Source organism: Thioalkalivibrio sp. ALMg9, from assembly GCF_000380625.1.
In the GTDB taxonomy this organism is placed as follows: Bacteria; Pseudomonadota; Gammaproteobacteria; order Ectothiorhodospirales; family Ectothiorhodospiraceae; genus Thioalkalivibrio; species Thioalkalivibrio versutus.
In genome coordinates, this window is record NZ_AQYC01000008.1 from 422,522 (window position 1) to 438,101 (window position 15,580).

The window sequence follows — 15,580 nt, forward strand, 5'->3', positions numbered from 1 at the left end:
GGGTCAACTCCCGTCCCGATGGGACTGTCGCCGCTGGCGTCTTTCGCGGCGGTGATCCTTGACGCCAGGATACATGTCCACGTCGGGATCGGGCTGACTCTTGAACCGGCGATGGGCCCAGAAATACTGGTCCGGGTGTTCGCGAACGGCCTCTTCGACGATGCGGTTCATGCGCTCGGCATCGGCCTGGTCATCCCCGGTCGGATAGTTCTCCAGGGTGGGCTTGAGGACGATCTCGTAGCCTTTCCGGTCCGGCAGCGCGTGGTAGAACAGTGGCACTACCCGCGCCTTGCTCATGCGCGCGAGCCGCGGGAGCCCCGTCACCGTGGCGGCCGGAATGCCGAAGAATGGCGCAAACACGTTCTGCCGGCTGCGGTAGTTCTGGTCGCCGGCATACCAGACCGGGATGCCTCGGCGGAGGGTGCGCACAATCCCGCGAACGTCGTCCTTGGACAGCACCGGCCCGATACTGGCGCGTCCCTTGCGCATGGTGGCATCCGCCAGGGGGCGGCGATCCATGGGCTTGTAGATCACCGCCATGTCGATCCGGCGGCTCAGCAAGCGTCCGGCCATCTCGATCGATGTGAAATGCCCCGACAGCAGGATCACCGGCGCCCCGTCGGCCTGGGCGGCTTGCAGATGCTCCAGCCCCCGGATCTGCAGGGGGATGCGATCGACACGCTGGTCGCCGAACCAGGCCAGGGCCAGTTCGGCAAACCCACGACCTGTATGCCGGAAGTTTGCCCGTACCATCGCCTCCCGTTCGGCCGGGGATGCTTCGGGAAAGCACAGGTCGAGGTTGCGCCGAATGATCAGGCGACGCTGGCGAGCGAGGGCATAGGTCACGGGACCCAGTGCTTCGCCCAAGCGCAGGACCAGACTTGGGGGCAGGTGCCCCAGAAGCCACAGCAAGCCGACGCCGAGGCTGTGGCCCCAGTTGGACGGGTGCGCCAGATGCGTGCTTTGCGGCTTTGACATGGGTGGGGGTCGCGGCTTCCAAACGCGCGATTATATCAGGCTCGCTTGAACTGCCCGGGTGCGAGGCCCGGTTGTGATTGTTTCCCCTATGCAGCTCGAGAGACCGAAGAGATGGGTCCGCTCGCCCACGACGCTTGGCGACGATCGCCCAAACCCGACAGGCCGCCAGAAAGAACCCCTCAATCGGGGGCTGCCAGTCCTAGTCTTCCGCGAACTGGACCTTTTGTAGCGCGGCATAGGCGCCGTTCTTTTCGAGTAGCTCGGCATGGGTTCCGGACTCGACGATCCTACCGGCGTCCAGTACCACGATCCGGTCGGCGTCCTCGATGGTGGAAAGCCGGTGAGCGATGACCAGCGTGGTGCGGTTGTGCATGAGCGTTTCCAGCGCATCCTGGATTTTCTGTTCGGACTCCGAGTCCAGCGCGGAGGTGGCCTCGTCCAGGATCAGGATCGGGGCATCCTTCAGCAAGGCTCGGGCGATGGCCACGCGCTGGCGTTGCCCGCCGGACAGCATGATGCCGTTCTCGCCCACGACCGTGTCGAAGCCCTCGGGCAGCTGTTCGATGAACTCCAGGGCGTTGGCGGCGCGGGCGGCTTCGCGCAGTTGGTCGTTGGTTGGTTTCTCCGGCAGGCCGTACGCAATGTTGTTGGCCAGGGTGTCGTTGAACAGCACTACGTTCTGGCTAACCAGTGCCATCTGCGAGCGCAGATCCCGCAGCCGGTACTCGCGGATCGGGTGGCCATCCAGGCGGATTTCGCCCTGTTCGGGTTCATAGAAGCGGGGAAGCAGTCGCGCCAGGGAGGTCTTGCCGCTGCCGGAGCGGCCGACCAGCGCCACGGTTTCGCCGGGAGCGATGCTCAGGCTGACACCTTTCAGCACCCATTCACTTTGTTGTGGGTAGCGCAGCCAGATTTGGTCGAACTCAATCCTTCCCTCGGTATGTTCCAAGGTGCGCTGGCCGTGATCGGGCTCGGGGGGCGCGTCCAGGATCTCGAATACGCTCTCGCCAGCGGCTAGGGCCTTCTGGATTTCGGCGTTCACGCCGACAATGCGTTTGAGTGGCGGCAGCACCAGAAGCATGGCCACGATGAACGAGACCATTCCGCCGGGTGTGATGGTTTCGAGTACCAGGTCCATCGTGGCCAGATAGACAATGACCGCCAGCGCAATGATGGCACCCAGCTGCGATAGTGGCTGGCTGATCGCCTGTACGGCCTTGTGCCGCATCAGTTGGCGGTGGTAGCGCTCGTTGGTCCGCTCGAAGCGGTGAGCCTCGTAGTCGGTCGCACCGAAGATCTTCACTTCCGCCTGCCCGCGAATGCCATCTTCCGCGATTTGGGCATAGTCGCCGACCGACTTCTGCATGCGTCGGCTCACCTTGCGGAATTTTTTGTTGGCGCCAACCACCACCAGCCCCACCAGCGGCGCGATGCTGAACACAATCAGCACCAGCCATCCGCTGAGATAGGTCATATAGGCCAGCAAGAAGATCACCGTGAAGGAGTCGCGGATCAAAACGATGATGGCCTTGGATGCCGCGGCGTTGATCTGCGTGACGTTGTAGGTGAGCTTCGCCAGAAGGGTGCCAGGGGAGTGCCGGTCGAAGAATGCCGACGGAAGCCGCAGATACTGCTCGAACACCGCCTGCCGGACGTCCTTGACCACCTTCCGTCCAATCCAGGCCACGCTGTAATCGGACGCGAACATGGTGACGCCATAGAACAGGAAAATCCCGATCAGCGCCGCCGGTACCCAGACCCTGGCAGCCGGATCCTGCTCGATGAATGTGCCGTCCACCAGGGGCTGGATAATCCATGCAAAGGCCGCCTGCCCCGCCGCCGCCAGGATCATCGCCACAATCGCCAGCACCCCCAGGCGCCAGTACGGTTTGACGAACGCAAAGATCCGCTTGTATAGGTCCCAGGATTCACTGGCCGACGGGTGTTCCGGATTCTGATCGCTCGAGCGTTCGCCCATAGGGAGGGTCCTTGCCAGGTTCGGTGCTTCCCGCCGCGTGTGCGCTGTTCAGTCCGGCCGAATTCGCGTGGGGTGGGCGCAGGGGGCGAGAGCGGGATGATATCAGAGCCGAGCCCCTCGTCCTCCGTGAGGACGCCGGTATGGCCGCGTGGTAGCATTCGGCGCTGACTTGCTGCGTGCGCCAGCGCTCATCTTGACCGGAGTCCGTTATGTCCAGCCACACCGCTGTCAAACGCGGCCTTAGCTGCTTCGGGCTAGGTGCGTATCGCCCACTCCGGTGACCTGTCCTGCGAATACGGGGCGCGTGCTTTATCCACGGGGCACCAGCAGCTGGGCCAGGGACATGAGCAGAGTGAAGTTCGAACCGCACCCGCAAGGCTGGCTGCCAACCGCCCGGCCTTAGGGAGCCGCTGATTTAATCAGCCGCCGCTCCCGTCCGGCGACCGGGTTTGGGATAATGACGCTAGGTTTTCTGCCCGAGGTGATGGCCGATGTCCCAGCGCAGCTTTTCCGATCTCGAGTATTCCGCCAAGCGCAAGCAGACGCGGCGCGACCGGTTTCTGGGGGAGGTCGATGCGATCACGCCCTGGGCGGCGCTGGTGGAGGCGATCGAGCCGCACTACCCGAAGGGGAAGCGGGGCCGTCCGCCGATTGGCCTGGAACGGATGCTGCGGATGTACGTGGCGCAGCAGTGCTTTAACCTGTCGGACGAAGGGGTCGAGGATGCGGTCTACGACAGTCAGGCGATCCGGCGCTTTGTCGGGATCGACCTGAGCCGCGAAGACGCGCCGGATGCCACGACCCTGCCGCAGTTCCGGCGTCTGTTGGAGCGGCACAACCTCACCCCGGTGATCTTCGACCGGATCAATGCGCATTTGCAGCAGCGGGGCCTGCTGCTGCGCGAGGGCACGGTGGTGGATGCCACCCTGATCGCGGCCTCGCCCTCGACCAAGAACGAGAAGAAGGCCCTCGATCCGGAGATGCATCAGACGAAGAAGGGCAACCAGTGGTACTTCGGGATGAAGGCGCATATCGGGGCTGATGTCGTCACCGGGCTGGTTCATACGGTGAAGGGGACGGCCGCGAATGTCTCGGACGTCTCGCAAATGCCGGAGCTGCTCCACGGCGAGGAAGAGAGCCTGCATGGCGATGCCGGCTACATCGGCGCGGAGAAGCGGCTGGAAGAGCCTCGCCCGGAGACGCACATCGCGCGAAAGCGCGGCTCGGTACGCGCGATGCCAGAAGGCCCGGAACGCGATCACGTGCGCGCCGCTAAACGGCACAAGGCCCAGTTGCGTTCGATCGTGGAGCATCCGTTCCATGTGGCGAAGAACCTGCTCGGGTATCGCAAGGTGCGCTACCAGGGTCTCAAGAAAAACACCGCGCAGCTGCACAGCCTGTTCGCCCTGGCGAACCTGTACCGCGCGCGACGATGGGGGCTCCTGCCGCAGGGGTAGTGTGTCCGTGGGACCGGAAATCGCCCCTGTAACAGCCAAAAACGGCGGTTACAGGGACAAAACAGGCCCCCGTGGCCCCAGTGTCCTTCCCAAAACGCTTCGGCGGGACATGGAGCCGGATGCGGGGCCATTGATCAGTGTTTTCTTAGGGGTTCACAGCTGGTGTGCAAATCCGGATTGGTTAGGCTGATGGCCCAGCACCAACAAGGTATGGTTACCAAGGTAAAATTTTGACCAGAGTTTCCCTTTCTTTCCATCGCCTAGCGGGCCGCGTTCAATCGGCAATCCGGACCTCGCCCTATCTCGTCCTCGCGATGGTCGGTTTTCTTACCGGTTTTCTGGTGTTTTCCAGTTCTAGGTTTCATAGTGACTATTACTATGTCTTTGTACTCCTCCCCTTTCTGATTTCCATGCGGGGGGTGGACTGGGCATTGGTGTTCCGGTCCCGATCATGGTGGCTGCTGGTTGTTCTGATGTCCTATATCGCGTCCTCCGTGGCTTGGTCGGGGGCTGTGGAATGGGAGATGATTTACGACCGGCTTCGGCATATTCTGGCCATTTTGAGCTTCGTGGTGATTATTTCCTGGATCACTTATAAGAGACCCCAATGGGTCCGGTATCTTTTTATTCTAATGGCGCCGGTCGCTGTTTTTGCCGCGCTGTTTTCGCTTTATCAGTTGCATGAAGGGGGTGCCTTCGTTTCCAGGCGGATATATAACGTTCTTTCCTACAGAGAAAATCCGAACAGTGCGGCCGTACCCTTCGCTTTTATGGGGGTGGGGGCGTTCTACTTTATGGTGAAGGGAAGATCTTGGTGGATTGTTTCCCTTTCACTACTCACCTTGGTTGTTTGTTCATGGTTCCTGTTTCAGGCGCAGAGCCGCGCAGCCCTTTTGTATTTGGCGATCGGAGTTTTCACGATTCTATTGATGTGGCGGTCTTGGTTGGCCTTGGTTCTGGCGCTGGGCTTCTCGGCGCTTTTTTTAATTTACATAAACTTCGGTGGCGTGCTTGATCGCAGCTTTCTGGAAAGAGGGGGTTCCGGGCGGTTGGAGATATGGATGGCGGTATTGGATCGTTTCCTTCAAGCACCCATTTTCGGGGAGGGGGTAGGTAACCCCATCGAGATAACGGTCCCGGGGTTCGGCGAGTTTCACAGTCCGCATAATCTTTGGTTGAGCATCGTGCTTGCAGGGGGTGCGGTCGGATTGGTGCTTTTTCTTGCTTTCGTTTCGAGCGTTCTCATCAATGCACGCTTGATGCGGGGGCGGATGCCAGGCGTTACTCTGGTGGTCGGCTGGCTGATTGCAGGTTTGGCCTTGCTAAGTTTCGATGGGCATGGACTGGTGGTGCGCATGAACCCTCATTACTGGTTGGGCTTGTGGCTGCCAGTAGGGGTGATCATTGGGCGGGAGCTCCGCTTGCGAGAGTCTGGAAAAGACGAAATCCGGTCGCTCGCGAAGCGGTGCCTGAATACCGACGCGACGGTCGGCCGACGGGACGGGGATTAATCCGGACCTCGTTTTTCAAGCACCTGATGCAGTTCGGCCGTGAGCGCTTCGACAGTGTATGTGGCGCGGGACCAGCGCGCGCCTTCTCTGGCGGCGTCCTTGCGTTTCGGCAGCGGCGTTTCAAGCATCGCGGCCATTTTGGAAGCCAGGTCCATCGGGTCGCGATGGCGTGCGATCATGCCGTGGCTTCCGATGACCTCCGGGGGGCCGCCACAATCGGCCGCAATGATCGGCAGTTCGGCGGCTCGTGCCTCCAGCAGGACGCGGCCGAAGCTGTCGCCTTCGGACGGGAAGACGAAGGTATCAAATGCCTTGAAATAGCGTGCCGCGGCAGGGACGACTCCGGTGAGGAGGACGTGGTCAGCCAGCTGCGCCCGAGCGATCTGGACTTCGAGGGCTTCACGTTCGCGGCCGTCGCCGACGATGACGACGCGGAAGTCGTACCCCTGGTCGCGGAGAATGGCGGACGCTGCGACCAGGTCGGTCAGGCGTTTACAGGCATCGAAACGAGTGACGGTCCCGAAGGTGAACGGGCCTGCACCGATCCCGAGCGCGTCCCGGGCGTCTGCGGCCGGCACCATCTGCGCGCGCAGGGCCTCCGCGTCAAGGTAGACTGGAATAACGTGGAACCGGGCAAGGGGAAACCACGGCATCATCGTGTGGATGTGATGCTTGTGAGCATTGGTCAGGGTGATGAATGCGTCGATTCTCCGAGAAAAAAGCCGATAGAAGCGACGGCGGGTGCGCGAGCGCGCTGCGTGGAACCCGCGAATCAGGGCGATGATGCGGCGGCGTCCTGTCCCCGGTATGGCCGTTGCGAGAACGGCTGTCGTGATGGACTTGTACTGGTCACAGATCAGGGTGTCGCTGGTGTCTTGCCGAAGGTGGTTCCGGAAGCGCCGAATTGCGTGAATTCGGCTCCCAGACAGTTGGCGTACCTCCATCCCCAATAACGACAAGTGGTCGTAGTCCTGGTTGGGCGTCAAGGCTTGTCCCGCGCCGCACAGGCAGCAGGCGGTTACAAACGCTCCCAGACGGCGTACGGCCCGCATCTGCTGCCGGACATCCTCGGCGACTTGGTCGCCGTTTTCCACAACGTAAGTGATGTGCCGCCCGGCAAGTGGAGGGGGCTGCTTCGCAGCGTTCGCCGCTGAGTCAGTCATGTGTGCAAGCCGCAATGTTGTAGGGTGGTCGCAGTCCGGACACTGTCGATGTCGGGAAGGCAAGCAACAGGACCCACTTTGCAACGGGATCCATTGTTGGAATTCGGATCGGAGGGGCACCAGGCAGGGCGGATTCGCTTCTTCGCAGGCTTCTCGTTCCCATGTCTGTCTACTACGGTGTTGGCGGCTCTCGTCGAGGGGGTTATCCAAGGCGATGGCGCCGGGTTCGGGGCGGTCAATAAAGCAGGTTTCATTTGTGAAGGGAAGCCGTGGAGTGGGTTTCGAGTCCTCGTTTTTTTAGTGGAACTGAGGGTCGGCTCGCAGGTGACGTATTGTATTGGCGGTAGTCCGGTGCTCCTTTAGGTTGTGGGCGGCGTAGCAGGAGAGGAGTCCATCCCCCATTGGGTTCCGAATCTTGAGGTATGTAGCGGTCAAGTAAGGCCGAGCAAGAGGTACGCACTGGAATCGGAAACCGTACTTGGCGGCATTTTGGAGTGGGTACGGCCAAGGACCGAGTTCGCGGAACGTTGACCATTTTCTGCTGAGGCTCCTCGAGCGCTCTCGAAGCGCATCGTGGTGAGCTTGCTTGTAGATTGGGCGAACACACTGAGCCGAAAGCCTCAATCGGATGCACCATCATCGCCAAGCTCAGCCTCCGCACGCGAACCGATGTTAAGGTGTTATCCTGCGGCGTCGGCCTGGCTCCAGGGTGACGCCTTGGGCCTCTGCTTGTACTCGGAGACAAACCGCAACCATGAAGACCATCAGTGTCCCGATCTCGCCGGGCGAGTTGATCGACAAGATTACCATTCTCGAGATCAAGCTGGCGAAGATAACCGACGAGAAGAAACGTTCCAATGTTCGTCATGAGCTGGAAGCCCTGACCGCTACATGGTCGGGGGCGATGGCAGACGAGGATGCGCCCGATATTTCGGATGCCCGCGAACGCCTCAAGGAGGTCAACGAGGCCTTGTGGTGTATCGAGGACGATATCCGGGAATGCGAGGCCGACAAGGCGTTCGGTGACCGTTTCATCGAGCTTGCCCGCGCGGTGTATTTCACCAACGACAAGCGGGCAGCGATCAAGCGGGATATCAATGAGCGGCTGGGCTCGATGCTGATGGAGGAGAAATCCTACCAGTCCTACAGTTGACGGGATTTCAATGGCTGGCGGGGGACGGTGCCTGGGCGGGGTTCGGCCAATGTAGGAGTTCACCCACCGCCTGCTGAACGGTCTCGAGTTGCAGGCTTTCCAGGCTTCGTTCGCTGCCGGCCGCTTGACGCCCCCCGACCTGCTTTCGCTCGATTGGGTGCTCTAGCGGTGCGTCTCCTCGAAGGGCGCGGCATTGATCTCCAAGCGGACCCCAGCGCACCGGGTCGGTTGGTCCGAATAGTCCGATGACCGGTGCACCTAGGGCGGCAGCCAAGTGCATGGGGCCGCTGTCATTGCCGACAAAAAGACGGCATTCCGCCAGCAAGGCCAACTCGGCGTCCCGGCTCAGGTTGGAGATCAGCGAAGGCAGAGGCTTTCGCGCCAGACTGCGAACCGTTTCTGCGCGGGCTTTGTCGGCTGCGGTTCCGATCAGGACCGGTTGCAGGCCCTGATCGTACAGCCAGTCAGCCAGTGCCGCGAAGCGGTCGCAGGGCCAGAGCTTGTACTCCTTACCTGCGCCCACGTGCAGGCAGGCCAGGGTAAGGCCGTCCAAGTTTAGCTGCCGGCGGGCGGATGCCCATGCTGGCAAATCCCTGTCAGGATGCGGTACCAACTGTGGGGCTTCCGGCGAGATGCGACCTGTGCCGGCACAATCCGCAATTGCTGCGTAGATGGCCTGACGATGATGGTTGTTTCCGGGCGGGTGGTTGGCATGCACATTGAACCATCGGGGGTACCCGTCACTCGGGAGCCCAACGCGACGTGGCGCGCCGGACAGACCCGCTGCCAGGGACGCAATCCGATTGCCGCCGAAGGAGACTGTCGTGTCGGGGCGGAATTTGCGGAGGCTAAGGGCTGCCTTTAAGCCAACGGGAATCTTACGGAGGCCGCGCTTTCTGCCGTCTACGCATAGCGTGGGGATGTGTGCTAGTCCGGGCATCCTTGCGAGCAGTCGCTGATGGGCTTGGTGCACAACGATGAGCGTCTCACTCGGTTTGAGTGCTCGGATAAGCGGGTTGATGACCCCGGAGGAAACCAGGAAGTTTCCAAGGTGCGGATCCGCCATGACCAGCGCGAGGCGTTCGATTTTCGGTGGCATGGACGTGAGTATGAGGGCTCAGCCATAAGGTGGTCCAGAATCGCCACCCTGCCACGGGAGGAATCGCACAAAGTCTTTTTCGTATTGAGGGGCGTCAGTAGTTTCCGGGACTTGCTTCTAGAAACATGAACCAATCAGCGTCTCTTTAGCATGTTGCGATAGGTGTGGGAGTGTCGACTTCCCCGGATTAGGTCCACGCATAACTAGAGGTTTCCGGGTGGTGTAGCTGACGGTATTCGACCGGCGTGAGGTCCCCCATCGACTCGTGAGGGATGGTTTCGTTGTAGTCCTGCAGCCACTGCTCGGTGTGTTCCCGGACTTCAGTCAGCGTTCGGAAGACGTAGAGGTCCAGCACGCCGCGGCGGTAGCTGCCGTTGAACCGTTCGATGAACCCGTTCTGTATCGGTTTACCCGGCTGGATGAAGCTCAGTTCCACGCCCCGCTGCTCGGCTCAGTCAGCGATCGCGGCCGAGACGAACTCGGGGGCATTGTCCAGGCGGAGTTGCTGCGGATAGCCCCGCCAGGCAGCAATACGCTCCAGCACCCGGATCACACGGAGTGCGGGCAGGTTCGGATCGATCTCCACGGCCAGCGCTTCCCGGTTGAAGTCATCCACGACGTTGAAGGTGCGGAAGCGCCGTCCGTCCCATAGCGCATCCGACATGAAGTCCGCTGACCAGCACGCGTTGGGGGCCTCGGTCGACGCCAGGGGCCGTGGCTCCCGTGGTGGCAAACGGCGCTTGCCCTTGCGCCGCAGGTTCAGCTTCAGGGCGCAGTACACGCGCCAGACCCGCTTGTGGTTCCAGGGCATGCCCCGACGCCGGATCAGCTTGAACAGCTTGCCAAAGCCCCGCTCCGGATAGCGCTCCACCAACTCCTGCAGTAGCACGATCACCGCATCGTCCCGGTCCGGTTGCTTGCGATACCGCACCACCGACCGCGCAACCCCGGCCGCCTGACAGGCCCGGCGCTGACTCAGCCCGTGGTCCTGCGTCAACGCAGTGACCACGCGGCGCTTCTCGTCCGGGCTCAGAGCTTTTTTGTGATTACGTCCTTCAGGGCCGTGTTCTCCAGGGCCAGCTCGGCGTACATCCGCTTGAGCCGGTTGTTCTCGTCCTCCAGCTCCTTCAGCCGTCGGACGTCGGCTGCCTCCATGCCGCCGTATTTCGACTTCCACTGGTAGTAGGTCGCTTCAGAGACCCCGATCTCCCGACAGACGTCCTTCACCTTCCGGCCGCCTTCGACCTGCTTCAGCGTCTGAGCAATCTGGCTTTCCGTAAACCGACTCTTGCGCATCTCGGCCTCATTTGGCTCTAGTGTGCCCGGAGACCTCCAGTTTTCAATGGACCGAATTTACGGGAAGGCGACAGGAGGGGTTCGCTCTACGTTGACTCCTCGCGGTGGTCAACCCTCCATGGAGCGAGGGACACCGCCGCGCGGCGATACCTATGTTGGTGAGCGCGGCTGATTCGCATTATGCTGGATCGAAGGGGTGTTTCGATGATTTCTGCGGGTTGTTGGCGGAGGTCAGCGTAGCGCCGCACGCACAAGTGAGCCCAAGACTGTCCTAGTCCTGCTTCCAGTCCGCAGACTAGAAACCGCCCAAGGTCCTCGGCGGCCAAGCGCGTGGAGGTCGATCGGTGTTGTCGGGTGCTGTCTAGGTCTGTAACAACGATCCCGCTGCGAACGACCAGCAGGTTGCCCCATTTGAAATCTCCGTGACTTACGCCCATAGCATGCAGTTGGGCTAACTGTTCAATCGCTTCTTGAGTGAGCCTCGTGAGTTCTTTCTTGCGTTCTGCGTAAAGCCGTGCAGTCTCTTGAAGTGTTGTCGAGCCCTGAAAGGCCTCGCACAGGTACCACGACTCACTGGGTCCCCAGATCACTGCGTAGGGTCTGGCCACATGGATTCCCCGCATTCTCAGGCGCCGGGCGAGCGTCCAGTTGTGCAATGCCTGATCTTGCCCCAGCGCGCGCCTGGCTAGCAAACCGCAGGGCAGGGTGGGCCGGAAACGTTTGAAATACATGGGAGGGGTTCCGGATAAGCGTACAAACCCGCTGACAGTAGCTTTGTCGCCTTTAATGAGCTGTAACTGGTTAGGCGCAGGAGGCCATGAGTCTAGGTCAATCGAAGCCTCATTGGGCCATTCCGGGGGACGGGCATGGCGAAACCTTGTGCGGTTGTTCATGCGTTGCCCTCACCATCGTCTAGTGGCATAAATCTATCTTTGGGGCCACCCTTGGCCTCGCGCCGCTTCCACCTTCGCGTGCGGCCTTGCTCGATCCTCTTCGCCAGTTTTCGGTATTCGGTGTATTGAAGCCCGAGTTGGTTTGTATAGCCTTGGAGGATGCGTAGTTGATCGGTGCGGCTTTGTTGGTCCCGCCGCGTCATGCTCAATTGGATCAAGTTCTTTAGGCGCTCGATACGAGAGGTGCTTTTCCGGTTTCCCTCATTGTCCAGGAACCAGAAAATGGAAGTTTCGGCGAGTGCATTCCGGTCACAAAGAACGTTGCCCAGGCGCAAGTCGCCGTGAATCCAGCCTGCTTGGTGAAGGCGCCCAATTTCTTTGCCGAAGGCCTTCAGGAGATCGCGATGATCCCGAAGCGCTTGGCCCCTGTCTCTCGATCCAATGAAGAGTTCTTCGGTCGAAGGATAAGGCAAGGCATAGGTTACGACGAATTCTCCGCGCCAGCCGCTGCATCCCCATCCGGCTACTCGCGGGGTTTGGAAGCCGGCCTGCTTCATCTGAATGGAGCGATCAACTGCGCGCGCTCCACGGCTACCCCGCCCGATTGCTTTCACTGGCTCAAAGGCGTGCCTGGGGAGAAATGCCTTGAGGAAAACTGACTGCGCGTTCCAACAGCCGCGCGCAACTCGTGTGTGAGCCGAGCTGCTCAATAGGTTCCAGCCGGGTGGGCTTTGATCTCGAAGGATCTCCCGGGCCACGGGTGCGAGATCCTGCGCGCATTTCGTTGGCCCGAACAGGCGGGGCGCCCAGCCGAGCCACTGCAGAACACGATGGCGGATCATCGCGTTAGCCCCTCGGGGGAGTGGCCGTGTTCGCGTTGGTACTGCCAGCGGGCGCGTTGGGTGACACGTTGCCACAGGCGGGTATCGCCGGTCAGGGTGACGCGGATGGAGGCTTGGCGGTACTCGCGGATGAAGCGCAGCAGGTCGCGGCGCCCCAGGCCAATATCTAGCGCCGAAAAATACAGTCCGCCTAGATCCTTGATTCGGGCGCGCTCGGGTGGTCGCCTATGTTGCTGAACACGGTGCAGGTCCATCAGGTGCAGTTGGGGTGGGACCTCTCCCTCCATGGTCGCGGCCTCGTTCCTGTTCAGATTCAGTCGGAAGTGGCAGAGGTAGAAGTCACGGTGGTTCATGCCGTTTTCGTGCAGGAGGCGGGCAATGCGTGCGACCTCGCGGATCAGTCGCAGGCGGAAGGCGAAGGCCGGCGGCTGTTCGGGCCAGCGCAGACATTCCTGTTCCAGGGTTCGGGTGTGGCCGAGGTCGCGGGTGATCACAAACGAGCGCTCGCGCGCCGGATTCAGGCCGCGGCGCAGGCCGAACGCCACCGGCGGGGTGGTCGGGATGTCGAGTTCCTGCAGGCGATGGATCGCGCGCCATTCGGGCTCGGCCCCCAGTACCGGGATGCGGAACTGGCTCAGTTTGCGCAGGATGCGTCGCCAGGGCATACCGGTGTGGACCTTGGCGAAGTAACGCTGCGCGCCCAGTTCAAACCGGAAGGTGCGGCGCCCGTCCACGTGGCGCACGATCTCGCCATCCAGGTTCATGACCTGTTCGAACGGATCGCCGGGCCCGAGGCGGGCCTCCAACGCCTGCTGAAAGTCCGTGTCCATCAGAAGTTCGTGTCGTGGGCGGGGGGTCATCCGGTGGCCTCCTCGCCATGGCGCGGCCCTTCGATCACGCGCAGGGCGTGTTCGGCCCGGGTGCCCAGTTCGGTGCGCATGGCGTAGTCCCGCGCAGCGGCGCGCCAGTGTTCGGGGTTGGCTGCCCGCAGCATGCGCGCGAGGGCCGAGTCCATGGCCGCCTGTTCGAACGGGGATGGGATCACCTCGCCACAGCCGGCGCGCTCCACATGGAAGGCGTACCCGCAATTGGCCGTGACCAGCGCGGGCAGGCCGGCGGCGATGGCCTCCACGATGGCGGTGCCGGTGTTCTCCTGGTAGGCGGGGTGCAGCAGCAGGTCGGCGGCGAACAGGAAGTTGGCCACATCGTCGCGCCCCTGCATGAAGTGCACCTGGTCGTTGACTCCGAGTCTTCGCGACAGCCGCATCAGTGGGGCGACGCGACCCTTCCCCAGAACATACAGGTACGTCTTCACGCGGAGCTCGTCTGGCAGTGCAGCCAGCGCGCGGATGCTGCGGTCGACGCCCTTGCGCCGGAAGTCGGAGCCGACCATGAGGAGCATTCGTGTGTCGCCTGCGAGGCCCAGTTCCCGGCGCAGCGCGCGCCCTCGGCGCGGGGAGTCTGCATCGGCGAAGCGGTCGGCCGATACGTAGGGCGGCATCGGATGAAAGCGGTCATCAGGGGTTCCGTACCAGCGCTGGAAAAGAGGCTTTTCGGCCTCGGACAGGAGCAGGATGCGGTTGTGCGCATCGGCACGAAAGACCGCGCGTTCGAGTTCCGCATGCACCCTGTAACGCCCGGACAGGCGATAAAGCCGGCTCCGGGCCTGCGCCCGTTCGATAAAGCAGGGGTCGGCGTTGTAGTAGACATCCAGCCCGGGCAGCTTGTTGAACCCGACGACGCGATCGGGCTGCCGGGTCTGGACCTTGGCCTGAACGCGGCGGGCGAACTGGCGGTAGCGCGTGTGATTGCGCCAGCCGGGTACGCGCAGTACATGCAGCTTCAGGTTCGGGTGCTGCGGCGCCCAGCCTTCCCACGCGAGGGTGAACACGTCGATCCGGTGGCCACGTTCCAGCGCCAGCTCGGTGATCCGCCGGAAGTTGCGCTGCAGTCCACCATGCGGAAAATACTTGAACAACACGAATGCCAGCTGCATCAACGCCCCTCCGTCTGCAGGGCAGCGCCGGCCTCAAGGACCTGCGCGGGTGACATCTGCCGCAGGCAGTTCAGGTGCCCCAGCGGGCACTCGCGCTGGAAGCAGGGGCTGCATTCCAGCCCCAGGTGCAGGATGCGCCGCCGCGAGGTCAGCGGCGGCGTGTAGCCGGGATCGGAAGACCCGTAGAGAGCCACCACCGGGCGCCCGGTTGCGGCCGCAATGTGCATGAGTCCCGAGTCGTTGCTGATGACCAGGTCCGCGCACGCCAGCAGGTCAATGGCCTGCCCCAGCTGCGTGCGTCCAGCCAGGTCTACACACCCGGGGGCGGCTTGGGAGATCGCCCGAGTGACCGGACCATCCTTTTGCGAGCCGAACAGCCATACCTGCCAGCCGGCCGCCTGGCGCGCGCGAGCAACTTCTGCGTAGTACTCGGCGGGCCAGCGCTTGGACGGGCCGTACTCCGCGCCTGGGCACAGGGCCAATACCGGCGCGTCCTGGTTGTTCAGGCCGAGAGCGGCTCGTGCCTTGTCCCGCTCAGGCTCGGAAATCGCCAGTGCGGGTTCCGAAATCGGGGGTGGTTGTGGCGCACCGGGGGCGAGCCCCAGAGCGACGAAGCGGTCGACCGTCCGGTACAGACGCTGTCGATCGAGTGGCCGGATGTCGTTGAGCAGGCCGTAGCGGTATTCGCCGCGGTAGCCCGTTCGCCGTGGGATCCCGGCGGCAAGCGGCGGCAGGGCCGCCTTGGCCGAGCGCGGCAGTACGATGGCCTGTTGATAGCCCGCCTCGCGCAGCGAGCGTCCGAGGCGCCAACGCCGGCCCAGCGCCAGTTCGCCGTGGCCCACGGGCAGTGGGATGGCGCGGCGCACCTCGGGCATGCGTTCCAGGATTGGCAGGCTCCAGGCAGGCGCAACCACGTCCACGGCGGGGGTGGGCTCACGTTGCCTGAGCGTCACGAACAGACTCTGCGCCATCACCATGTCGCCGACCCAGGCCGGGCCGATCACGAGGACGGCCGGGGATGCGTCGAGTCGCTTGATCACGACGGTGTCCTGTACGGTCGGGGGGTGGTCGGACGCGTATCCGGCGGATGCCATCCGGAACGTGGGAGAAGGCTGCGAGGCATAAGCTTGTGAGGCGATAATCCGGGGCGGTCCTGAAGTCTTCATTGTACATGGGCCCGGCCGCTCGCGATCGAGCGGTTTGCTTGTCGCCTC

Annotated in this window: 12 protein-coding genes and 1 pseudogene; 3 read left to right on the plus strand and 10 right to left on the minus strand. The window is 62.4% G+C overall.

The genetic code is table 11. The annotated features are described in order from the left end of the window. Nucleotides 1-3: 3 nt before the first annotated feature. Nucleotides 4-978 carry a lysophospholipid acyltransferase family protein gene (locus F792_RS0107275; RefSeq protein WP_018169005.1) on the minus strand — a complete coding sequence of 325 codons (975 nt, stop codon included), beginning with the start codon at nucleotides 976-978 and terminating at the stop codon, nucleotides 4-6. Between the two features lie 199 nt (nucleotides 979-1,177). Beyond that, on the minus strand, nucleotides 1,178-2,956 hold the full coding sequence (msbA, locus tag F792_RS0107280; protein ID WP_018169006.1) for a lipid A export permease/ATP-binding protein MsbA: 1,779 nt from the start codon (nucleotides 2,954-2,956) through the stop codon (nucleotides 1,178-1,180). A gap of 491 nt (nucleotides 2,957-3,447) precedes the next feature. Here msbA and F792_RS0107285 point away from each other — a divergent pair, with 491 nt between their 5' ends. Further along, a complete protein-coding gene (locus tag F792_RS0107285) occupies nucleotides 3,448-4,413 on the plus strand; it encodes an IS5 family transposase (protein ID WP_018169007.1) in 966 nt (321 codons plus the stop codon). Between the two features lie 524 nt (nucleotides 4,414-4,937). After that, nucleotides 4,938-5,924 (plus strand): O-antigen ligase, encoded by a 987-nt coding sequence (locus F792_RS0107290; RefSeq protein ID WP_196799403.1) that lies wholly within the window; start codon nucleotides 4,938-4,940, stop codon nucleotides 5,922-5,924. On the opposite strand, the gene F792_RS0107295 is transcribed toward F792_RS0107290, so the two are convergent. Further along, complete coding sequence (locus F792_RS0107295) at nucleotides 5,921-7,087, minus strand: glycosyltransferase (protein WP_018169009.1); 1,167 nt, start codon at nucleotides 7,085-7,087, stop codon at nucleotides 5,921-5,923. The genes F792_RS0107290 and F792_RS0107295 overlap by 4 nt on opposite strands. Nucleotides 7,088-7,841: 754 nt before the next feature. Here F792_RS0107295 and F792_RS0107300 point away from each other — a divergent pair. Beyond that, complete coding sequence (locus tag F792_RS0107300) at nucleotides 7,842-8,240, plus strand: DUF6165 family protein (protein ID WP_018169010.1); 399 nt, start codon at nucleotides 7,842-7,844, stop codon at nucleotides 8,238-8,240. A 7-nt stretch (nucleotides 8,241-8,247) separates the two neighbouring features. Here F792_RS0107300 and F792_RS14895 read toward each other — a convergent pair whose 3' ends face one another. From F792_RS14895 to waaF, 7 genes and pseudogenes are all read right to left on the minus strand, one after another. Next, nucleotides 8,248-8,793, minus strand: coding sequence for a glycosyltransferase family 9 protein (locus tag F792_RS14895; RefSeq protein ID WP_018169011.1), 546 nt, complete (start codon nucleotides 8,791-8,793; stop codon nucleotides 8,248-8,250). Between the two features lie 733 nt (nucleotides 8,794-9,526). Further along, a pseudogene (locus F792_RS14140) lies at nucleotides 9,527-10,635 on the minus strand (IS3 family transposase). An 86-nt stretch (nucleotides 10,636-10,721) separates the two neighbouring features. Then, a complete protein-coding gene (locus tag F792_RS15090) occupies nucleotides 10,722-11,528 on the minus strand; it encodes a lipopolysaccharide kinase InaA family protein (RefSeq protein ID WP_081620123.1) in 807 nt (268 codons plus the stop codon). Continuing rightward, nucleotides 11,525-12,370 carry a lipopolysaccharide kinase InaA family protein gene (locus tag F792_RS14145; RefSeq protein WP_026305923.1) on the minus strand — a complete coding sequence of 282 codons (846 nt, stop codon included), beginning with the start codon at nucleotides 12,368-12,370 and terminating at the stop codon, nucleotides 11,525-11,527. The genes F792_RS15090 and F792_RS14145 overlap by 4 nt, the downstream gene beginning before the upstream one ends. Next, nucleotides 12,367-13,230 (minus strand): lipopolysaccharide core heptose(I) kinase RfaP, encoded by an 864-nt coding sequence (gene rfaP / locus F792_RS0107325; protein ID WP_026305924.1) that lies wholly within the window; start codon nucleotides 13,228-13,230, stop codon nucleotides 12,367-12,369. The genes F792_RS14145 and rfaP overlap by 4 nt, the downstream gene beginning before the upstream one ends. Beyond that, nucleotides 13,227-14,366, minus strand: coding sequence for a glycosyltransferase family 4 protein (locus tag F792_RS0107330; RefSeq protein ID WP_018169017.1), 1,140 nt, complete (start codon nucleotides 14,364-14,366; stop codon nucleotides 13,227-13,229). The genes rfaP and F792_RS0107330 overlap by 4 nt, the downstream gene beginning before the upstream one ends. Then, the gene (gene waaF / locus F792_RS0107335; RefSeq protein WP_018169018.1) at nucleotides 14,366-15,406 is read right to left on the minus strand and encodes a lipopolysaccharide heptosyltransferase II; all 1,041 of its coding nucleotides are present in this window, start codon (nucleotides 15,404-15,406) and stop codon (nucleotides 14,366-14,368) included. Before waaF ends, F792_RS0107330 begins: the two co-directional genes overlap by 1 nt. Between the last annotated feature and the right edge of the window lie 174 nt (nucleotides 15,407-15,580).